Source organism: Verminephrobacter aporrectodeae subsp. tuberculatae (genome assembly GCF_026127385.1).
GTDB classification, from domain to species: domain Bacteria; phylum Pseudomonadota; class Gammaproteobacteria; order Burkholderiales; family Burkholderiaceae_C; genus Acidovorax; species Acidovorax aporrectodeae.
The window spans coordinates 1,087,098-1,107,697 of record NZ_QZCX01000001.1 but is presented as its reverse complement, the minus strand read 5'-3'; the positions used below and the strand labels follow the sequence as shown (position 1 = coordinate 1,107,697).

22 protein-coding genes and 2 pseudogenes are annotated in these 20,600 nt (G+C 64.4%); 7 read left to right on the top strand and 17 right to left on the bottom strand.

What is annotated here, in order from left to right; genetic code table 11:
- Positions 1–36: 36 nt before the first annotated feature.
- From D5041_RS04725 to D5041_RS04705, 5 genes are read right to left on the bottom strand one after another with little or no spacing between them, the layout of a single operon-like run.
- Positions 37–1,332, bottom strand: coding sequence for a TRAP transporter large permease (locus D5041_RS04725; protein ID WP_265258152.1), 1,296 nt, complete (start codon positions 1,330–1,332; stop codon positions 37–39).
- 4 nt (positions 1,333–1,336) lie between these two features.
- On the bottom strand, positions 1,337–1,831 hold the full coding sequence (locus D5041_RS04720; RefSeq protein ID WP_010100912.1) for a TRAP transporter small permease: 495 nt from the start codon (positions 1,829–1,831) through the stop codon (positions 1,337–1,339).
- A 13-nt stretch (positions 1,832–1,844) separates the two neighbouring features.
- Positions 1,845–2,828 carry a TRAP transporter substrate-binding protein gene (locus D5041_RS04715; protein ID WP_029554074.1) on the bottom strand — a complete coding sequence of 328 codons (984 nt, stop codon included), beginning with the start codon at positions 2,826–2,828 and terminating at the stop codon, positions 1,845–1,847.
- A 51-nt stretch (positions 2,829–2,879) separates the two neighbouring features.
- The gene (locus tag D5041_RS04710; RefSeq protein WP_265283979.1) at positions 2,880–3,761 is read right to left on the bottom strand and encodes an SMP-30/gluconolactonase/LRE family protein; all 882 of its coding nucleotides are present in this window, start codon (positions 3,759–3,761) and stop codon (positions 2,880–2,882) included.
- 4 nt (positions 3,762–3,765) lie between these two features.
- On the bottom strand, positions 3,766–4,584 hold the full coding sequence (locus D5041_RS04705; RefSeq protein ID WP_029554073.1) for an NAD-dependent epimerase/dehydratase family protein: 819 nt from the start codon (positions 4,582–4,584) through the stop codon (positions 3,766–3,768).
- Between the two features lie 123 nt (positions 4,585–4,707).
- On the opposite strand from D5041_RS04705, the gene D5041_RS04700 reads away from it, so the two are divergent.
- Positions 4,708–5,436: a FadR/GntR family transcriptional regulator gene (locus tag D5041_RS04700; protein ID WP_010100905.1), complete on the top strand. Its 729-nt coding sequence runs from the start codon at positions 4,708–4,710 to the stop codon at positions 5,434–5,436.
- Positions 5,437–5,484: 48 nt separating this feature from the next.
- Here the strand turns inward: D5041_RS04700 and D5041_RS04695 are convergent, their stop codons facing one another.
- Both D5041_RS04695 and D5041_RS04690 read right to left on the bottom strand, forming a co-directional pair.
- Positions 5,485–6,258, bottom strand: a complete 774-nt coding sequence (locus tag D5041_RS04695; RefSeq protein ID WP_265283978.1) for a PaeR7I family type II restriction endonuclease — start codon at positions 6,256–6,258, stop codon at positions 5,485–5,487.
- Positions 6,248–7,930: an Eco57I restriction-modification methylase domain-containing protein gene (locus D5041_RS04690; protein ID WP_265284374.1), complete on the bottom strand. Its 1,683-nt coding sequence runs from the start codon at positions 7,928–7,930 to the stop codon at positions 6,248–6,250. The genes D5041_RS04695 and D5041_RS04690 overlap by 11 nt, the downstream gene beginning before the upstream one ends.
- A gap of 180 nt (positions 7,931–8,110) precedes the next feature.
- Here D5041_RS04690 and D5041_RS04685 point away from each other — a divergent pair, with 180 nt between their 5' ends.
- The 6 genes from D5041_RS04685 (at position 8,111) to D5041_RS04660 (ending at position 13,002) form a co-directional block, all read left to right on the top strand.
- Positions 8,111–8,461 (top strand): FCD domain-containing protein, encoded by a 351-nt coding sequence (locus D5041_RS04685; RefSeq protein ID WP_169315366.1) that lies wholly within the window; start codon positions 8,111–8,113, stop codon positions 8,459–8,461.
- Positions 8,462–8,515: 54 nt separating this feature from the next.
- On the top strand, positions 8,516–9,427 hold the full coding sequence (gene kdgD / locus D5041_RS04680; protein ID WP_265283977.1) for a 5-dehydro-4-deoxyglucarate dehydratase: 912 nt from the start codon (positions 8,516–8,518) through the stop codon (positions 9,425–9,427).
- A 241-nt stretch (positions 9,428–9,668) separates the two neighbouring features.
- A complete protein-coding gene (locus D5041_RS04675) occupies positions 9,669–10,805 on the top strand; it encodes an AAA family ATPase (RefSeq protein ID WP_010100897.1) in 1,137 nt (378 codons plus the stop codon).
- 142 nt (positions 10,806–10,947) lie between these two features.
- A complete protein-coding gene (locus tag D5041_RS04670) occupies positions 10,948–12,123 on the top strand; it encodes an AAA family ATPase (RefSeq protein WP_265283976.1) in 1,176 nt (391 codons plus the stop codon).
- Positions 12,117–12,734: a DUF4276 family protein gene (locus tag D5041_RS04665; RefSeq protein WP_265283975.1), complete on the top strand. Its 618-nt coding sequence runs from the start codon at positions 12,117–12,119 to the stop codon at positions 12,732–12,734. The genes D5041_RS04670 and D5041_RS04665 overlap by 7 nt, the downstream gene beginning before the upstream one ends.
- A 43-nt stretch (positions 12,735–12,777) precedes the next feature.
- Complete coding sequence (locus tag D5041_RS04660) at positions 12,778–13,002, top strand: hypothetical protein (RefSeq protein WP_265283974.1); 225 nt, start codon at positions 12,778–12,780, stop codon at positions 13,000–13,002.
- A 65-nt stretch (positions 13,003–13,067) separates the two neighbouring features.
- Here D5041_RS04660 and garL read toward each other — a convergent pair whose 3' ends face one another.
- From garL to D5041_RS04610, 10 genes and pseudogenes are all read right to left on the bottom strand, one after another.
- Positions 13,068–13,853, bottom strand: a complete 786-nt coding sequence (gene garL, locus D5041_RS04655; RefSeq protein ID WP_265283973.1) for a 2-dehydro-3-deoxyglucarate aldolase — start codon at positions 13,851–13,853, stop codon at positions 13,068–13,070.
- Between the two features lie 15 nt (positions 13,854–13,868).
- Positions 13,869–14,858 carry a tripartite tricarboxylate transporter substrate binding protein gene (locus tag D5041_RS04650; protein WP_265283972.1) on the bottom strand — a complete coding sequence of 330 codons (990 nt, stop codon included), beginning with the start codon at positions 14,856–14,858 and terminating at the stop codon, positions 13,869–13,871.
- A 359-nt stretch (positions 14,859–15,217) separates the two neighbouring features.
- On the bottom strand, positions 15,218–15,469 hold the full coding sequence (locus D5041_RS04645; RefSeq protein WP_265283971.1) for a hypothetical protein: 252 nt from the start codon (positions 15,467–15,469) through the stop codon (positions 15,218–15,220).
- Positions 15,435–15,833 (bottom strand): annotated as a pseudogene (locus D5041_RS04640) (transposase); the annotation flags it as partial. The pseudogene D5041_RS04640 and the gene D5041_RS04645, both read right to left, overlap by 35 nt.
- 158 nt (positions 15,834–15,991) lie before the next feature.
- A complete protein-coding gene (locus D5041_RS04635) occupies positions 15,992–17,203 on the bottom strand; it encodes an EamA family transporter (protein ID WP_265283970.1) in 1,212 nt (403 codons plus the stop codon).
- A gap of 82 nt (positions 17,204–17,285) precedes the next feature.
- Positions 17,286–17,675: pseudogene (locus D5041_RS04630) on the bottom strand (aminotransferase class III-fold pyridoxal phosphate-dependent enzyme); the annotation flags it as partial.
- Positions 17,676–18,269: 594 nt separating this feature from the next.
- Positions 18,270–19,001, bottom strand: a complete 732-nt coding sequence (locus D5041_RS04625; RefSeq protein WP_265283968.1) for a TraX family protein — start codon at positions 18,999–19,001, stop codon at positions 18,270–18,272.
- Positions 18,998–19,531, bottom strand: a complete 534-nt coding sequence (locus D5041_RS04620; RefSeq protein WP_010101406.1) for a lysozyme family protein — start codon at positions 19,529–19,531, stop codon at positions 18,998–19,000. The genes D5041_RS04625 and D5041_RS04620 overlap by 4 nt, the downstream gene beginning before the upstream one ends.
- A 4-nt stretch (positions 19,532–19,535) precedes the next feature.
- Positions 19,536–19,703: a hypothetical protein gene (locus tag D5041_RS04615; protein ID WP_265283967.1), complete on the bottom strand. Its 168-nt coding sequence runs from the start codon at positions 19,701–19,703 to the stop codon at positions 19,536–19,538.
- 20 nt (positions 19,704–19,723) lie between these two features.
- The gene (locus D5041_RS04610) at positions 19,724–20,584 is read right to left on the bottom strand and encodes a TrbI/VirB10 family protein (protein WP_265284373.1); all 861 of its coding nucleotides are present in this window, start codon (positions 20,582–20,584) and stop codon (positions 19,724–19,726) included.
- Positions 20,585–20,600: the final 16 nt, after the last annotated feature.

The window sequence follows — 20,600 nt, the reverse complement described above, 5'->3', positions numbered from 1 at the left end:
GCCTGCATCGTGGCAGTGGGTTAGCGGGTTAGCGGGTTAGCGGGCTGCCAGAACCAGGTTGGGCAACCACATCGAGAAAGCCGGCACGTAGGTCACGAGCAGCAGCGCGGCGATCATGGCGCCGTAGAAGGGCCAGATGGTCCGCATGACGTGCCCCACGGAGACGCCGCCGATGGTGCAGCCGATGAACTGCACCGTCCCCACCGGGGGCGTGTTCAGGCCCAGGGCGCAGTTGACGAGCATGACGATGCCGAACTGCACCGGGCCCATGCCGAATTGCTGGCAGATGGGCAGGAAGATGGGGGTGCACAACAGAATCGTCGCGGCCATGTCCAGAAAGGTGCCGAGCACGAACAGCAGGCCGTTGACCATCAGGAAGATGAGCCAGGGCTCGTGGGTCAGCGTGGTCAGCATTTGCCCGGTGAGCTCGGCCACGCCGTACAGGCTGATGAGGTAGCCGAAGGTGGAGGAGATGCCGATCAGCAGCAAGATGGTTCCCGTGGTCTTGACGGCCTTGGTCGCGGCTTTCAGGAAATGTTCCCGGCGCAGGGTCTTGTAGATGAAGACGGTGAGCACCAGCGTGTACAGCACCGCGATCGCCGCAGACTCGGTGGCGGTGAAGACCCCGCTCAGGATGCCCACCAGAATCACCGCGACCACCAGCAGGCCCGGTACCGAGGCCGCAAAGGAGCGCCCCACGATGGCCCAGCCCGGGAAGCTGCCCGCGGGGTAGCCGCGGCGCACCGCGACCAGGTACGTCGCGGCCAGGTTGCTCAAGGTCAGAATCAGCGCCGGCAGGAGACCGGCCAGGATCAGCGCGGCAATCGATACCTTGCCCCCGGTTGCCAGCGTGTAGATGATCATGTTGTGGCTGGTGGGCATCAGGGCGCCGACCAGCGCCGCGTGGGTGGTCACGTTGACGGCGTAGTCCGCGTGGTAGCCCTCTTTTTTCATCATCGGGATCATGACCGCGCCCATCGCGGACACGTCTGCGCCGGGCGATCCCGACACCCCGCCGAACAGGGTGCAGGCGAGCACGTTGCTCATCCCCAGGCCGCCGCGCACATGGCCGATCAGGCTGCGCGCGAAGTCGACGATCTTGTCCGCAACGCCGCCATGGAGCATGAGTTCGCCGGCAAAGATGAAGAAGGGAATGGCCAGGAAGGAAAAAATGCCCATCCCGGAAATCATTTGCTGAAAGCCGACTGCCAGCGGCAGCCCTTCGTAGAGCAGCGTGGCCAGGGCCGCGAGACCCATGGAAAAAGCCACGGGCACGCCCAGCAGCAGCAATGCCGTAAAGCCCAGTGCGAGGATGAGGAGTGCGGTGGTCATGGAATCATTTCCAGGCAGGCTCGACTTCGACCCCTTGGGCCAGGGCCATGATGTGTTCCAGCGAGAACATCGCGATGAGGGCGCCGGACAGGACGGCGGGCAGGTATTTCCAGCCCTCGGAAATGCGCAGCGTGGGCAGGCGGTAGGCCCAGACGGATTCGGCCATCGCCGCGCAATTCCAGGCCATGGCAAGGCCGAACAGCAGGACCAGCGCGTGGATCAGGTACTCCATGCGCCGGCGCAGCGGCGCGGACGCCAGCACCAGCATGGACTCCAGGCCGATGTGGCCGGCGTCGCGCACGGCGACCGCCGTGCCGAGCATGGTGACCCACAGCACCATGAGCAGGGCCAGGCTCTCCGCCCAGGTCGGGGTGTTGTTCAGCACGTAGCGGCCAAAGACCTGCCAGCTCACGGCCGAGACCAGCGCAACCATGCCCGCGACGCCCAGCCACATGCAGGCGTAGGCCAGGCGTTTGCAAAGGCTGGTGTAGAGCGTCATGGCGCGTTCCTGGCTACTTGGTGTCCTGCGCGCGCCGGACCAGATCCTTGAGCTTGGGATCGGTGATGAACTTGTCGTAGACGGGTTGCATGGCGCGGCGAAAGGAGGCCTTGTCCACTTCCACGATCTGCGCACCGCCGGCCTTCACGGCGGCCAGGGATTTCTCCTCGCGTTCGTCCCAGAGCTTGCGCATGTAGGGGACGGACTCCTTGGCCGCCTGGCGGATCGCCTGCTGGTCCTGTGCGCTCAGCCGGTCCCAAACGCGCTTGGAAAACAGCAGGATTTCCGGGGCCATGGAGTGCTCGGTCTTGGCGTAGTAGCGCGCCACCTCGTAGTGGCGCGAACTTTCGTACGACGGGTAGTTGTTTTCTGCTGCATCGACCAGGCCGGTTTTGAGCGCGGTGTACACCTCGCCGTAGGGCATGGGCGTTGCGTTCGCGCCCATGGCCTCGATCAGCGATACCCACAGGTCGGACTGCTGGACGCGGATTTTCATGCCCTTGACGTCGGCCAGCGATTGCAAGGGCTTCTTCACCGAGTAGATGGAACGCGAGCCGCTGTCATAAAAAGCCAGCGCAATGAAACCCTGCGCTTCGCAGTCTTTGAGGATTTCCTCGCCGATGGCGCCATCGAGCACGCGGCGCATGTGTTCGATGCTGCGAAACAGGAAGGGCATGGTGGGAACCATGGTCGCGGCGCAGATGTTGTTCATGGGCGCGACGTTCACGCGCGTCATGGCGATGGCACCGATCTTGGTCTGCTCGATGGCGTCCTTCTCGGTGCCCAGCTTGCCGCCGGAGAACACCTGGATGCCGTGTTTGCCATTGCTCAGCCGCTTGAGCGTTGCGCCCATTTGCCGGACCGCCAGGGTCGTGGGGTAGTCGTCCGGATGGGCTTCTGCCGAGCGGAATTCGGTGGCCTGGGCGGCCAGGCCGACGCCGGCCAGCGCGATGCCGGCGGCCAGCAGCGCGCGGCCAGGCAGAGGGGGGATTTTCATGCGGGTCTCCTGGGTTGAAATCATGGGCAACGCCGGTTCTCCGTGCTCTGTCTAGGCGCATCGGTAAGGGGTTTCGGGCAGGCCCGAGACCCCGGGGCGGGCCACGAAGACCGCGCCGCCGAGCGCCACGTCGTCGCCCTGCGGCCGGTCCGGGCGGATCGAGGTGATGAACAGCAGGTCCAGCCCCGGGCCGCCAAAGCTGCACATGGACGGCTTGCTGGTGGGCACGGCAAGGGAGCGATCGAGGCGCCCCTGCGGCGTGAAGCGGTGCAGCACGGCGGCGTCGTTGCCGCAGATCCAGTAGCAGCCCTCGGCGTCGATGGCCGCGCCATCCGGGCGCCCCGGCAGGGCGCGCATGTCGGCAAACACCGTGCGCGGCCCCGGCGTGCCGTCGTCGTGCAGCGGCATGGACCAGATGCGCTGCACGCCGGGGTGGCTGTCGCTGAGGTACATGGTGGCGCCATCGGGGCTGAAGGCCAGCCCGTTGGGCGTGACCAGGCCCGACACCAGCGGCGCCGACAGGCCGTGCGGGTCCATGCGATACAGGCTGCCCGCGGGCTGCGCCAGCGCCGTGTCGCGCAGCATCGTCCCCGCCCAGAATCGGCCCTGGCGGTCGCAGCGGCCGTCGTTGAAGCGCATTGCGGGTCGGGGGTGCCCGATGCGCGCGAGCCGCTGCGCGCCCAAGCTGCCGTCGGCGCCGGGTTGCAGCTGGAACACCCCGGTTTCCATGCCGGCAACCAGGCCGCCATCCGCGTGCAGACCCAGACAGGCCAAGCGTTCGCCCGCCTCCCAGCTGCACAGCCGGCGGTCCGGAAACGACCAGCGGCGCAGCGCACGGCCTTCGATGTCCACCCAGTAGAGCGCCTGCTCGGCGACGCTCCATACCGGGCTTTCGCCCACCTGGTCCCGGTGGTCCGACAGCAGCAGATCCATGGGCTCATTCGGGCGGGCCGGTGCGCACGAAGGCACCCCCCTGGTAGATCACGGCCGGATCGCTGATGTCCGGGTGCGGGTCGGCGGCCTCGATCCGGGCGCGAAACGGCTCCGAGCTGTCCTGCGGGCGGTAGCCGATATGGCGCGCCAGGCGGTTGTCCCACCAGGTGGCGGCGTTGTCGCTTATGCCGTAGAGGGTGCTATGCCCCACCAGCGGCGCGGTCAGGCTGGCCACGACCAGGCGCTCCAGATCGTCGTGGCTCATCCAGGTGGCCAGCATGCGGCGATCGCGCGGCTCGGCAAGGGACGAGCCGATGCGCAGGCACACGCTCTCGATGCCGTAGCGGTCGAAGTAAAGCCGCGCGAGGTTTTCGCCAAACGCCTTGGACAGGCCGTACAGGCCATCGGGGCGGACCGGGTCGTCCGGGCCCACCACCTGGTCCTGCCGGTAGAAGCCGGTCACATGGTTGGAACTGGCAAACACCACGCGCCCGACCCCCTGCTTGCGCGCGGCCTCGTACAGGTTGTACACGCCGACGATGTTCGCCTGCAAAATCGGCTCCCAGGGCTGCTCGGTGGACACGCCGCCCAGATGCACCACGGCCTGCACCCCTTCGAGCAGGCGCAGCATGGCGCCCGCGTCCTCCAGTTGCGCCGGGCACAACTCCTCGCCCGGCTCCGCGCAGCCAAGCGCCTCCCTGTCCGAGACGCGCAACACGCTGCAATAAGCTTTCAGCCGCGTGCGCAGCACGCGCCCAAGCCCGCCGGCGGCTCCGGTGAGCAATACACGGTGGAATCGGATCGGGGTCGGGTGGCAGGGCATGGCAATCCCAAAACTTCTTGCTACAGTGGCGCTGGCATTGCTGAAATGTCATCAGTCATCGTACAACTCCGCCGCAATGTACCCCGTCTCCTCCCCGCTGCTGCCTAGGGATAACACCAGGAAATGAGCACCGACACCGCGCCGCGCCGCAGGCCCCGCACCCTGGCCCTGGAACTGGTCGATGCCCTGGGCGAGCGCATTCGCGACGGCCGCCTGGTACTGGGCGACAAACTGCCCACCGAGGCCGCGATCATGGCCGAATTCAGCGTCAGCCGGACGGTGGTGCGCGAGGCCCTCTCCAAACTGCAAGCCTCCGGGTTGGTGGAGACGCGGCACGGCATCGGCACCTTTGTGCTCGGCCTGGAACAGGCGCCGGGCTTCCGGATCACGCCCGAGCGGTTCAGCACCCTGCGCGACGTGATCGCCGTGCTGGAACTGCGCATCGGCGTGGAAACCGAAGCCGCCGCGCTCGCCGCGCAGCGCCGCACGCCCGCGAACATCCAGACCCTGCGCGCGGCGCTCGACGCCCTCACGACCGCGGTGGACGCGGGGCACGACGCCGTGGCCGCAGACTTCCAGTTCCACCTGGAGATCGCACGCGCCACGCAAAACAGCCACTTTGCAGAACTCATGGGAACGCTCGGCAGCATGATCATTCCGCGCGCGCGCCTCGATTCCACCGACGCCCCGGACGACGAACGCAAGCAGTACCTGCGCCGGGTCAACGGCGAGCACGAGAGCATCTACGACGCCATCGTCGCCCAGGACCCGGACGCCGCGCGCGCCGCCATGCGCACCCACTTGGCAAACAGCCGCGAGCGCCGCCGGCGCGCGCAGGCTGGTGCGCATTGAGAGCCGGCTGAGCTCCGGGCAAGGCATGCGCACAGAGTTTTTTTCAATTCAGGTATGAGTCTGAACGAGGGGTGTGACCTCCGGTGGCGGCGGCCGCGAGGCCTCTGCCGCAATGTGCGCGGCGAAAGTGGTCACAAAGTATTCCAGGCCCGAGAGGGGAGAGAACTCCGCGTATGCGCCGATTTCGGCCGAGTTCAGCGGCGTGGCCAACAGCGCGGCGGCGGCGTAAAGCCCTTCCTTCACAAGCCTCCGGCAAAGCTGGTCGTAGCGCTGGATGTACGAGGCATCGCGCCACTCTGGAAAGACGTTGAAGTGCGGCTGGGCGGTCCGAATGGGGCAGCGCGATTCGTCCTCATCGCCAACCACCATGAGCCAGCCAAGAAATGGCCGGGGCTGGTCGCCAAGCGCGCCTTCGCGCCATGCGGTCCACAGGCAATGCGCGACTCCGATGGCCTCTTCGGTGCGGTTGTTGTAGTTGTTCCCGTAGCTGCCGACTTGCGACTTGAACTCGAGCGCCGCGACCAGGCGGTTGCCGCGCATGACGACCACATCCCATTGCTTCGTGGGACGGAAGTAGCCTGGCAAAACCACGAGACCCTTGTCGATGTGTATCTGCGCATCATGCAGTCCATTGGCCCTGACAAGACTCTGCATCAACGCCAGAAAGCCGTTGAGGTTGTTGCCGGCGGTCACGGCGCCGCGCGCTCCCCTGTCGATGTTGCCAGTCTCTTCCTGCTTTCGCGCCGCAGCCTCCCGGTTGCCCCAAAACGCCTTGATCGCGTCGCGCGCCTGCTCGCGGTAGTTCGCCAAATCAAGAGCCATTCGCCTTCTCTTTTGCTATTTGCTGTTCTTCTGCCGTGAGGCCATAGAGCTCAAACGTCGCCGCGTCGCATGCGGACACGTCGAGCGCCTGAGCCGCTTTCACAAGCCGCTCGCGCAGGGCGCGGGGCACGTCTTCCCAGAGGGGAAGTCTGATCCGACGCAGATACTGGGCCTGGAACCGCAGGAACCCTCCCCGCATCTTCGTCGAGTACGTGGAGATGAAGAGCCTCGTCAAGCTGGAGAGCAAGACGGCTTGCAGCACGCGCAAGTCCCAAGCGTCCGACACCACGTAGTAGAGGTTGTGGTGCGGGTAGAGCAGCCCTGGCTCGTAGACGACCTGGGCGTCGCCCTTGATGTCTGGAATGAGAAGTTTCGGCCGATTCGCCAGCGACGGCGTGATGCGGTCAATCGTCCGATACCAACGCTTCGCATCATTCCTCGCGACGTGCCGGCCCGCAATCGCCGCCCGATGGGTCTCGAGGTAGACGGCCAGCTTCGGGTAGTCACGAAGATCGACGAGCGGCCCCTCGTCCGTGAAGGGGTTGACCACGCCATAGCCGCGCCACTCGACATGGCCGGTCACGATGTCGCGGGTCATGGCCAGCGGCAGCTTGCGGCTCGGCTCAATGTCGAGCTCGTCGAACTTGGCGACGTAGACCTTGTCGGCTCCGGTGGCGACGCCGATTCCGACCTTGCATCCAGCCTCTTCCAGAGCAGGGAAGGCCTGCTCGATGCGGCGCACCAGGCTTGTCGCGTCGGAAAATTGCAGCACCCAAGGCGCATCGCCCTTGGCCACGTCGTCAAGGCTGTGCACCGACGGTGGCAGTTCCTTTGTTTGGCCTCGCAGGGTCTCTGCCAGGTCGCGCAGGTAGGTGGTTTCGATTTTCGGGCGCGCCGCGACCAGCGTGGGGCCGGGGCTGGCCCGCTCGATCATCGTGATCGCTGGATAGGCCACGACTTCGGAGCGGAAGGCGGGTGTGTCGAACATGTCGACATAGGCTTGCAGGTGGAACTCGCTGGCGACCATCGCACGCAGCGGGCCTCCGTATCGGTTCTTCATCCACCTGTCGGCGCAAATGAAGGAGAGCTTCCCCGCTGGCTTCAAGAGCCGCAAGCTGCGCTCGATGAACGGGATGTATAGGTCGGCGCGGTCGTAGAGGGTCACGTAGCGGCGGCGGTATTCCCGCAGCAGCGCGGCGGGGATCAGTTCCTGCCTCACGTAGGGCGGGTTGCCAATGACGAAGTCGAACGACTCGGGCAGCGGCGCCAAGAGGAAATCGCCATGCCTGAGCCACTTGTCGGCAAGCCTGGCCGCTTCGGCAGCCTCGATTCCGTTCGATGCGAGGAGCTGCAGCGCCTGCGCGCGAGTCTGCGCGAACGAGCTCGCGTGAAGCTCCACGGCCCGAATGCATCCATCCAGCGGGGGAACCTCCACGCCGCGCTCTCGCGCAGAGGCGGTGGCGGACAGGAGCCGCGAGATGGCCGCCAAGAGGAATTCCCCGCTGCCGAACGACGGCTCGAGGAGGGACTTGGTGTACAGGGCGCTCGAAGGCGAGTAGCCCACAAGGTCCAAAATGAACTCGACTACTTCGGGGCGCGTGAAGATCGCGCCGCGCTCCTCGCCCCCTGCTCCGTGCGCAAGCTCCCGCACAGCGTCCGTCACCGGGCACATGCCTGGGAGGCCCGGTTGGTCGAGCAGCAGTTCGAATTGATCCATGGATTTCTTCACAAGAAGAGATGCCATTATCCGGGTTCCCCCGGCAGTCCCTAAGCTCGAAAGAACTCCGAACAACTCGCTGATAAGGCCAACGCAGCAAGCGATGGCGTTACAAGCGTTGGCAATCTGCGCGACGTGATCGCCGTGCTGGAACTGCGCATCGGCGTGGAAACCGAAGCCGCCGCGGTGGACGCGGGGCACGACGCCGTGGCCGCAGACTTCCAGTTCCACCTGGAGATCGCACGCGCCACGCAGAACAGCCACTTTGCGGAACGCATGGGAACGCTCGGCAGCATGATCATTCCGCGCGCGCCTCGACTCCACCGACGCCCCGGACGACGAACGCAAGCAGTACCTGCGCCGGGTCAACGGCGAGCACGAGAGCATCTACGACGCCATCGTCGCCCAGGATCCGGACGCCGCGCGCGCAGACCGGCGCGCAGCCAACCCATCCCGTCAGTAATTTCCCGTAGAGCCGTCGAATGACTCTGGTTGTACGATGACTGGCAAGACAACCCACCAGCCCCGCCCATCCCGCCCATGACCCCCGAAGAACTCAAAAGCGTGCTGCAAGCCGGCCTGCTGTCGTTTCCGCTGACCGACTTCGACAGCGCACTGCGCTTCGCCCCCGGGCCCTACGCTGCGCGCCTGGAATGGCTCCAGCCCTACGGCGCCTCGGCGCTGTTTGCCGCCGGAGGCACCGGGGAGTTCTTCTCGCTCGCGCCCCGCGAATTCAGCGCCGTGGTGCAGGTGGCGCTCGATACCTGCCGCGCGCGCACCCCGATCATTGCCGGCGCCGGCGGCGGCACCACGCTGGCCATCGAATACGCGCAGGAGGCCGAGCGCCTGGGCGCGCAGGGCATTCTGCTGCTGCCCCACTACCTCACCGAAGCCAGCCAGCAGGGTCTGGTGGCGCACGTGCAAGCGGTGTGCCAGAGCGTGCGCATCGGCGTCATCGTCTACAACCGGGGCGCCTGCCGGCTCACGCCCGCGAGCCTGCTCACCCTGGCCGGGCGCTGCCCCAACCTCGTGGGCTTCAAGGACGGCGTGGGCGACATCGAGGCCTTTGTCTCCATCCGCCAGACCCTGGGCGAGCGCTTTGCCTACCTCGGCGGCCTGCCCACCGCCGAAGTCTTCGCCGGCGCCTACCAGGCCATGGGCTGCCCCGTGTACTCGTCGGCCGTTTTCAACTTCATCCCCCGGACGGCGATGGCGTTCTACGCCGCCCACGCCGCCGGCGACGGCGCCACCTGCGAGCGCCTGCTGCGCGAGTTCTTCCTGCCCTACATCGCCCTGCGCAACCAGGGCCCGGGCTACGCCGTGTCCATCGTCAAGGCCGGCGCCGCGCTGGCGGGCCATGGCGCCGGCCCGGTGCGGCCGCCGCTGACCGACCTCAGCCCCCCCGAAGTCGAACACCTGCGCGCGCTGATGACGCCGCTGGGCGCGCAATGAGCCCGGGGGGACGCGAACCGCATGCTCCGTCCCCCAGGCGCCGGGAGGCGTTTGCGCTCTTCTCCGGCCGCGTCCCCGGGTGTAGATAGAATTTGCGCACCACCCGCGACCCGGCCCCCTTGCCGGGTTTTCCAGAATTGGACGGGAAAATCCGCCGTGAGAGCCTGCCGCTTTCCCGGCGCCATCCATCCGGGCGCTCCCGTCGCCTGCCCCAACGATGGCAAATCCTGAAGGGACATTCATGGCAATCGAGACCACAGCACCCAAGGCAAGGCTTCAGGGCCGCATCCAACGCGTCAGCATCAACGGGTTTCGCAGCCTGGCCGACGTGCGCGACCTGGAACTTCCCCAGTTGACCGTACTGATCGGGGCGAATGGTTCGGGCAAGTCAAACCTCATCCGCTTCTTTGAAATGCTCGCCTGGATGCTCCGCGGGCAGAACCTGCAGGAGTTCGTCACGCGCAATGGCGGCGGCGACGACCAGTTGTACATGGGCGCGCGCCGCACCCCGCGCATGAACGGCGAGATCAGCATCATCACGGACCGGGGGGTCAACGACTACCGCTTTGGTCTGGCGCACGTGAGCGGCAACGACACGCTGATGTTCGTCGACGAGGCGTACCGCTACTCGGGCCGCCAGTTCGAGACCAAGGCCAAATGGATGCTGTTGCAAGCCGGAGGTCGGGAAGCCAGCTTGGTTGCGGCCAACCACCAGACCGCGCGCGTGGTGGTGAGCCTGCTCAAACGCTGCACCACGTACCAGTTCCACGACACCTCGGCGCACGCCAACATCAAGCTGCCGTGGGACATGACGGACTTCACCTGGCTGCGTTCGGACGGGGCCAACTTGGCGCCGATCCTGCTGCGCATGCAAGAGACGCAGATCAGCCGCTACAAGACCATCGTGCAGCAAATCGCGCGCGTTCTGCCCGGCTTCGCCGAATTTGAATTGCAGCCGGCCTACGGCAAGCTGGCCTTGCGCTGGCGCAGCGTCCACAGCGAGAAGACCTTCGGTGCGCACCTGACTTCGGACGGGTCCTTGCGGCTCTTCTGTCTGCTGACCCTCTTGAACCTGCCGGAAGAGATGCTCCCGGACGTCATGTTCTTCGACGAACCCGAACTCGGGCTGCACCCGCACGCCATCGAATTGGTTGCCGAAATGATCAAGACGCTCGCCAAAGCGCGGCAGATATTCATCGCCACGCAATCGCCCCATATGGTCGATTGTTTTGCACTCGACGACGTGATCGTGGCAAACAACCACGACGGCGCAACCCAGCTGCGAACGCTGCCGCATGAGCATTATCAGCGCTGGCTGGACGAGGAGTATTTTGTTTCCGACGTCGGGCTCAGCGAGCCAGCGGCGCAGGGGATGTGAAGCGGCTGCCTGTTGGGGGTTTGTGGTGTTTCAGGGGGTGGCTGGCCATCCTTGATTTCTGCTTCAAGCACAGTGAGCGGTGTTTTCCGGTGGCTGGTGCCAAGCAGGGCTCCTGTCGCCCATAATCGAAAAAGTTCACACCATGCTGATAAAACACATCAAACTCACCAATTTCCTGAGTTATGGAAATCATTCCGAGTCCATCCCGCTGGGGCCCTTGAATGTGATCATTGGCCCCAATGGCTCAGGCAAATCAAACTTGTTGGAGGCCATTGAACTGATCAAGTCCACGCCCAAAGATCTGATTGCACCCATCAGGGATGGCGGTGGTGTGCGGGACTGGCTATGGAAAGGCCGCACTCCACCCATGCCTGCCTCATTGGATGTAGTCATTGATCATCCGGGAGAAATAAACAACCTTCGCTATTCACTGAGTTTTACTGAAGTATCCCAAAGATTCGAGCTCATTGAAGAGCGTATTGAAAGAGCCGAACCGGATCCTGGTCATACGAAGCCTTATTTCTATTACAGATTCGAGGACGGACACGGCATACTGAATGTCAAGAACGAAGACCGCAGGCTCCGACGAGAGGACATTGAACCCAATCAGTCCATTCTTTCGCAGCGGAAAGACCCCGATCAATACCCGGAGCTTACATTTCTGGGCACCACGTTAACGAAGATTCACCTCTATCGTGAATGGTGCTTTGGTCGTTTCACGGCGGCAAGAATATCGCAGAAAGCGGACCTGCCCAACGATTTTCTGGAACCTGACTGCAGCAATCTGGGTCTGGTTCTGAACCGTCTGCAAGAAAACCATGATCTTAAAAAGCGACTCATCGAGGAATTGCGTGCTTTATACGAAGGAATTCAGGACTACTACGTAAAAATTGACGGAGGCACTGTCCAAGTCTTTTTTCAGGAGCAGGTAAATACCCGCATCGTTCCGATTTCGGCCACCAGGCTATCGGACGGCACGTTGCGCTACCTGTGCCTGCTCGCCATTCTCTGTCATCCCGATCCGCCACCGTTGGTATGCATTGAGGAGCCCGAGTTGGGGCTGCACCCCGATGTATTGCCAAAGCTGGCCCAGCTTCTCAAGGACGCGTCCGAGCGTACACAGTTGATCGTCACCACCCATTCCGATGTATTGGTTGATGCGTTCACCGATCAGCCCGATGCCGTCTTGGTAGCAGATAGGGGGGAGGAGGGAACCACCCTGACCCGACTCGACAAGGAAAAACTCAAACCATGGCTGGAGAAATATCGCCTGGGGCAGCTCTGGACTCGCGGCGATATTGGGGGCACGAGATGGTGAAGCTTTTTGTCGAGGGCGGTGGAGGTGGACTTGAAAAGGAATGCCGTGAAGGATTCAGGAAATTCATCAAGAAGGCAAAAATAGAAAAACGCCCCCGCATTGTTGCCTCTGGTAGCCGTAGCAAGGCTTTTGATGATTATCGCATTGCCATAGACAACGGGGAAGAAGCGCTTCTCCTGATAGACAGCGAGGCACCGGTTGCGAACCAACATGATGCGGATGCCGATCAATGGAAGCCGTGGGCGCATCTGAGGAATCATCAGAACGATGCGTGGGAGCAGCCAGCGGGAGCTTCAGACACTGACTGTCATCTGATGGTCCAATGCATGGAAAACTGGTTTCTTGCAGACAGCACAACACTCAGAAAATTCTTCGGGCAAGGTTTCAAAGAAAACAAATTACCAGCCCACCGTCCGATCGAACAGGTGGCAAAGAATGAAGTCCACAGCGCACTGGCCAATGCGACCCGGGATTGCAAAACCAAGGGTTCATACAGAAAAGGCGCGCATTCATTCAAACTGCTGGCAGAAGTAGATCCGGACCGCATCACCGCTGCTTCGCCATGGGCAAAGCGCTTTGTCGATGCATTGAAAAAGAAAATGCATTCATAATATATCTGCTGCTTATAGCGCGATTACCGGCTGGGCCACCGCCATGCAAATTCTTTCCCCGGAAAAAGACCTTGGCAAAGTTGTGGCAGTCGATACCCTGATGACCAGCGGACTGCATCCATTCGTCTATCTCGGTGCAGGTCTCTTCGGTGCAGCCATGGGTTATTCAGAGGCACTGGTACTTGCCGCCATCGTCAGTGCCGTGGGGACTGCTGCCATCGGACTTGCCGCCATCCGGCGAATCCCCTTGCGGCAGCCAAGGCAATAACCGCTGTTCGCACTATCCGCCTGCGGCGCACGCAATCGCTTGCGTCGCCGGGTTTTTTCCCCCGCTCATGCCATGGGGCCGTCGGATGGAAAGCGCTCGCGCAGACCTTGCGTGGCGGAACGAAACAGCGCCTGGTCGGTACCGACCGCAACGAATTCAAAGCCCTGTTCGATGTAGCGGCGCGCGTCGGCTTCGACAACGGTCAGAATGCCGACGGCCTTGCCGGCGGCACGGCTGCGCGCATGGATGTCGGCGATCGCCGCCTGTACCTCGCGGTGCCCGGGATCGCCAAAATGCCCCAGCGCTGCGGACAGGTCGGCCGGGCCGATGAAGATGCCATCGACCCCCGGCACTTGCAGGATCTCATCGAGCGCGTCGATGCCCGCACGGCTTTCGATTTGCAGCAGCACGCACAGGTGCTCATGGATCTGCTGCGCGTACTCGGCGTGCGCACCGTAGCGGTTGCAACGCTGCGCGTTCGAGACGCCGCGGATGCCCAGCGGCGGGTAGCGGGTGGCGGCCACTGCCCGTTGCGCCGCTGCGGCCGATTCGATGAAGGGCAGCAGCAGGTTGACGAAACCGATGTCCAGCAAACGCTTGATGAGCACCGGGTCGTTGGCCGGCGGGCGCACGACCGGGGCGCTGCGGCTGTCCTTGAGCGCCATCAGCTGCGGGATCAGCGTCGTCAGGTCATTCGGGGCATGTTCGCAGTCGAGCAAAATCCAGTCGAAACCGGCCTGCCCCAGGATTTCAGTGGTGATGTGGCTGGTCAGAGAGGACCAGCAGCCGATCAGGCGCCGGCGGGCGAGGATGTCGCGCCGGAAGGAATTGGGCAGAGCGGTATAGGCCATGGCTTGTCTTCCGGATCAATCTGCCGTGATGCCGGCGCGCTGGATCACGGCCTGCCATTTGGCGATTTCGGCGCTGACGAAATCGCTGAACTGCCCGGGTGTGCCGCTGGCAACGACAAAGCCCGTGCCCTCCAGATACTGGCGCAGCTTGGGGGCTTGCAGGGCCTGCGCGGTGGCGTCGGCCAGGCGGCTGATCACCGCGTCCGGGGTGCCGGCCGGGACGGACAGGCCAAACCAGGAAACGACGTCAAAGCCCGGAATCCCCGACTCGGCCATCGTGGGGACCTGCGGGAACGCCGGGTTGCGCGCCAGGCTGGTGACCGCCAGCGCGCGCAACCTGCCGGCCCTTACGTAGGCCAGCGCGGTGTCGTTGTTCAACGCCATGATCGGCACTTGGCCGGCCATCACGTCCGTGATCGCCTGGGCATTGCCTTTGTAGGGCACGTGGGTGATTTGCAGGCCATGGGTCTGCTTGAACAGTTCCAGCGCCAGATGCCCCGAAGACCCATTGCCCGCGCTGGCATGCGCGTAGGCACCGGGCCTTTCCCTGGCCATGCGCACCAGGTCGGCCACCGTCCGGGCGGCAAACTGCGGGTTCACGACCAGCACGCTCGGCCCCGTGGCCAGCAATGCCACGTGCCTGAACGCGGCGTCCTTGTACGGCGTATTGCGCTGGAGGCTGTAGTTGGTGGCGTTCGAGCCAATCCCCGAGAGCAGCAGGCTGTAGCCGTCAGCGGGCGACTTGGCGACCTGGTCGGTCCCGATGCCGCCATTCGCCCCGGCCTTGTTCTCGACGACCACGGATTGCCCCAGGCTCTGGCCCAGTTCGCTCGCCAGCAGCCGCCCTATCGTGTCGGTGCTGCCACCCGGCGGGAACGGCACCATCAGTTTGATGGGCCTGGCAGGCCAGACCGGCGACTGGCCCTGCGCCGCAGGCAGGGCCAGGGCCAGCCCGGCAAGCAGACCCCACAAGGTTCGGGCAGGCCCCGGGAAGGAAATCGGCATGGATGTCTCCTGATGGCGCGGTGCGCGAGCGCCCGGGGGATAGTACCGCCGCGATCGATCAGCCGACTGGGTATGCCAGTGCCACGGTCAATCGGCCTCGATGCCGGCACGCAGGGCGGCCAGCGTGATGCCTTCGCGGGCGACGAGCTCGCTGCTCACGGCCAGGACGTTGCTGCCAATGTAGGCGGCGGTGCTGGCCACGCGCAGGCGCCATGCTGGTCAAGACAAAGCGATCCTGACCGCTCAGCATGCGCTGTGCATGAGCACCCGCACGCTCAAGTCGGCACGCTGGTCTGGCGCCATGCGCAACGGGTCATATATCGAGGCCGTGAGCCTCAATTCCGAACGCGATGCAGGAATCAATCAGGTGCCGGCCGGGCGTTTCGTACCCCGGCATCGAGTGCCGCCCTTGCGGCTTGCCCCAGCATTTCGTCGCTGGCGGGTTGCTCGACGATAAACTTTCGGTAGTCGGGGAAACTGCTTGACATTGAGAAAAAACCAAACGACTTTTCCCGGCTGCTATTGGAGAAGGAATACATGTCCTTGGTGCGACGGCTGCTGGAATGGCGGGCGTCCTCATAGAGTTCCTTCAGGTTTTTGCAACCCGTCATTTCCAGCGCCTTGCGTTGGGCGAGCCAGAGAGGCCATGCGATTGAGCACGCCCGCACGGATGGCGACCTCGGTAGCCTGCGAGCCAATCGTGCGTACCCACAGGAAATGGCTGGTCAGCGTCTTCAGACGGTACATCAGGTTCTCCACCAGCGAGCGCTTGTGGTAGCCGCTGGCTTTTTTCCATTCGCGTCGGCCGCTCTCTGCGATCTTGTCAATGGCCGCATTGCGCCAAGTTGCGCCCGGCGTGGCCTGCGGCCAGGGCATGGCCCCCTCGCGCGGGGGAATCGAGGGGGTCGCATTGCGCGCGGCAATCTGCGCGTGGCACGCCTTGGTGTCGTAGGACCCATCGCCGCCGACGATGTCAAAGCAATTTCTCCCGTCTTCGATGGCAAGCGTTTTGACAATTCAGGATAGTACCCCTCTGCCTAACATGGATTACCGAACTCTAAAAGCCTTCTTTCAAGGTTTGACGCGGAAGCTCGGCGATGCCATGAGATGGACAATGCGAATCTGCCAGCTACTCATGCCTTACTGCGAAAAGCGTCGTCGTGCTCGCCCCGACGCACGATGTTGGTCGATAGCAGCGTAACCGGGCCAGCGCGCAATAGGTTCATGGCCGACACAATCATCTCCGCCGCGCGCGCGTCGTTGATGGAGTCTCCGGGGATATCAAGCAGGAAGTCCTCGCCATAGACGTGGCCGCCATTGGTGAAATCCACGCGGAAGGTGAGCTTGACCCGGTGGCTGGAGTCCGGTATTGCCCGGTAGGGCACTGCGTGCGGGTCGGGGTGGAAAACCGCGCATGGCGCCGCTGGGCTGTTCACGGGGTACTCACTGGTACGGGTTCGTCGGCTCTTGAACAGTGCGCCGATTCTAGGGCCGAACACGTTCATGCACAGACCGCTGATGACCAACAGGGCCGCAAGCAGCTTCCAGTCCTGCAACTTTTCTCCGAGGACGATCGCGGAGGAGGTCATGCCCACGATCGGGACTAGCAGGGTCAGCGGCGCCACCGAGGCCGCGGGATAGCGGCTCATCAGCCAACTCCAGACGGCGTAGCCCAGAAGCGTGGTGGGATAGACGAGATAGGCAATGGCGCCGACCGACAGCAGGCTCATGTGCTGCAGGCTGGCAGCAATGCGGTCCGGTCCCTCCAGCACCAGCGACAGCAGCAGCAGCGGGGGCGCCGCGACCATGCTGCCCCAGATCACTAACGCCAGCACGTTGATTTCCTTGAAGCCTTTCGCGATGATGTTGCCCACGCCCCAAGAGACCGCGGCCAGCAGCACGAACAGCAGGCCCATGGCGGTCAGGTCACCGCCCACATTGAAGGCGATGATAGCGATGCCCAGGAAAGCGACGATGGCACCCAGCAGCTGGAAGGCGGCAGGCCGCTCGCCGAGGAAGGCAGTGGCCAGGGCAATGGTCACGAAAACATGGACCTGCAGAGCCACCGAAGCCAGCCCGGCCGAGACGCCAAAGTGCATGCCGCTGAACAGAAACGCGAATTGCATGGCGAAGATGACCAGGCCGTACTGGAATATCTTGTGCCACGGAAGGTCGGGGCGCTTGAAGAAGAAGATCGCGGGCAAGGCGGAGAGGGTGAAACGCAGGAAGCAGAGAAAGATCGGCGGGATTTCCTTGAGCCCCAGCTTGATCACAACGAAGTTGAAACCCCAGATGAGGATGATGCCCAGGGCAGCCAGAAGATGGCTGAATTTGAGGTTAGTCATGCGTTTTTCCTTTGTACTGTTCGACCGCGACCTTGATGCCCTGAAGCAGCTTTTTCACGACCGCTAGCAAATCGTCGTGCGTGATGATGAGCAGTGGTAGCAGACGCAGCACCGCGCCGTGGCGGCCGCCGGTTTCGATGATGAGCCCCAGGCGCAGGCATTCCCGCTTAATCATCTTGGCCAGCGCGCCGTTGGCCGGCCGACTGCTCAGGGCATCGGGGGCGCCATCGGGGTTGACGATCTCCAGTCCCCACATGAGGCCGCGCCCGCGGATGTCGCCAATCTGCGGAAAATCGCTGGCGATGGCGCGCAGGCATTTCTCCAGGAGGAGTCCTTTCGAGCGGCTTTGCTCCGCGAGGTTTTTCTGCTGAATGAATTCCATGGTCGCGGTACCGGCGGCCATTGCGATCTGGTTGCCGCGGAAGGTGCCCGCGTGCGCGCCGGGCTGCCATACGTCGTAACGTTTGTGGTAGAGCAGTACCCTGTTGGACAAGGGCTGCGGTTGGTTCGTCGTCGTTTCGCGTGAAAACTACACACGCATAGATGGAAACCGGCATGCACAATAGCTGCTGGTGGATGCTGGCAATGCCTTGGACCTATCCACAGGTCCACCGGGTGGGTGTTGAGCATGGGAGTGCCTGATGTCGAGAGCAGCGTGAATGTATGAAATTTGCGCAAGATATAACCCAATTTACTGTGGGCTGCAAACCTCCGCCTTGTTCACCATGCTGCGGTTCTGAAGGGACGGTTTCAGGCCCCCCAGCGAGGGTGGATTGATCGTCAGGAAATGGGGCTCACCCCGGATGGGGCGCGGCGCACGGCGATCGCGCACATCGAGCCATACATTGCGCAATTTTTTGCCACGCGCGCGGTGGCATCAGCCGTGTGCTCAAACGCTCTGACTATCCGTGGCTACAACCAACCGCCAACAGATTCACGCAGCTGGTTTCCCGCTGGCAGGTCAACCGTCTGGCAGTTGCCCCGCTGCGCCAAGCGTTGCATGGCTCCAGGCGCCCCGTTTGCGCGCAAGGACGCTCGCGCGGATAGGGCGTCGCTGTTCAGAGGTTCAGAGGAACAGGTAGCCGGCCCGGCCCATGGGGATGCGGATCATCCAGAGAACGGCCAAGTGCAGCGGGTAGTAGGCGTAGAAGGCCCAGCGCAGGCGCGGCAGGCGCAGATCCACGCGTGTGGCCAGGGCGAGCAGCGGCAGGGCCGCCATGGCCCAGAGGTTGCCGTTGAAGACCCGCAGCGCCGCGCAGGCCAACAGCGCGAGCGCTGCGGCCGTCCAGGTCGGCCGCTTTGCGTACGACCAGACGGCCAGGCCAAGGGCGACGGCCGGCCAGCAGTATTCGACCAGGCTGCCGCCCAGGACGAACACCGCGCCGGCACCGACCCACGGCAGCGCGCCGGTGCGCTCGAGCAGGCAGGCCGTGGCCGTGAGTACCAGGAGCATGAACATCACGTTCAGCGGCCAGAACCCGGCGTACAGGCCGCCCAGGGCCATGAAGGGCAGCGTGGCCAGCGCGCCGAAAACGCCCAGACGCAACATGCTGCGGCGGTACCGGCCGGGCACGTCCCCCGGCCGGGCCAGGTTGCAGGCCAGGACGAAGACGAAGATGGGGAGCGCGAGGCGGCCCGCCTCGAACAGCACCGGCAGCGTGGCGTTGAACAGGTACTTGTTCACGTGGTCGCCGGTCATCAGCGCGAGCGCGAGCCACTTCAGTCCTTCGCACGTTCCGTCGGCGACGACCAGGCGCGGCGGCGCAGCAGCCATGGCACGCATGGCTTGCCAGTTCATCGGGCCTTCCCTTGGTCGTCCATGGAAGGCGCCGTGCTGCGCGCTTCCTCGGTCTGCCGGGGCTGCGGTGCGGGCCGGGTCTGCGTGACGTCGCGCGTGACGAAACGCGCTTCGAGCCAGTCGGCCCACTTCGCCGCCTTGCGCATCAGGTCGGCGCGGTACCGCGCGTTGTGCTGCGGCGTGCGCGAGTGGTAGTTCGCGGCCCGGGTCCACAGGTCGCCCCGGTCGTCGCGGATATGCCCGCGCAGCCGCCAGGCGGCCAGATCAAATGCGTAGCAGCCGGCGGCGGCCACGTCGTTCGCCGTGATTGCGTACCGGCTCAGGTCGGCCAGGTACGCGGTGTTGAACTGCATGCTGCCCACGTCGTGCGTGCCGTTCGCGTTGCGCACCCACAGGCCGGGCCGGCCGCCTTCCTTTTCTGCAACGGCCAATACGATGTTCACCGGAACGCCGTATTTCACGGCGGCAGAGATCGCGCACGAGACGCGCTCCTGGAGTTGCGGCGGCAGGTCGGCAACGAAGGGCAGCATGGCGTCACGCAGTCTTTTCGCCGTGGATCCACCCACCAGTGTCCTGCCCCGAGTTGGCCCGGTATCGGCTCTGGCTGCGGGACGGCTCGATCTGCTGGGCCGTGTGGATCACCGATCGCATGGCCGGGGCGCGGGCCTCGGCGCGGGCCGTGGCCGCAAGCTTGTGCTGCATGTGCTCTTGCTCCTTGGGCGTCAGCCGTCGAACGCCCGGTAGGGTTGGGGAAACGCCAGGTCCTTCGTGACCACGACCTTGATGCGGTAGCTGGGCCGGATTTCCCGCGTCGGCGAGATGCCCAGGTTCTTCTCAATGCGTTGCGCCGTGACCAGGCCAAGCTGCTCGTCCAGGGCGTCGCTCAGCGCACCGTAGACACTGCTCACCGGGTCGCGGTGCTGGCTGTAGGAGACGCCGACGATCACGCCAGACATCAGGGAGGCCGATGCGAAGTGCCGCCGACGCTGCGTGTTCTCCGGGTCGTCGGGGTCCGTATGGTCGGCGCCGTCGGCGTCCGGTGTGGCGCCGACGTCGAGCGCCTTGCCGTCGGGAAACACGATGCGCTGCCACGCGACCAGCATGCACGTCTGGCCGTCGGCGACCGCGCACGAATACGCGCCGGCCAGGCGCGCGCCCTGCGGAATGAGCAGGTGCCTGCCGGTCGATGTGTCGTACACGTCCTGCGCGACCTGCGCGAGGATTTCGCCCGGCAGATCGGCGTTGATTTCCGCAATCAGCGTCGCCGGCACGACGAAGCCGGCGCGCAGCTCGAACGCTGTGCGCTGCGCTTGCGAGCGCTGCTCCTGCTTGCCTTGGTCGATCTGCGCCGTGCCGTTTCTGCCGCTGCCTGCGGTTTCTTGCGGGGGCTGCGCTGCCGCGCCCGCGCTGACCGCAGCCGCCTCCTGTTGGTCTGCGGCGCCGGGGCCGCTGCTGCGCTGGGGGGTGATTTGCTGCGGCTGCGCGGCAGTGCGGTCGGGCGTTGCGCCGCGCTGGACGAACGCGGCGACTTCGGGCGCGGTACCGGCGCCGGGGAAAGCGTCCGCGCGCGCGTTCTCGCCCATGGTCGGCAGGCCCTGC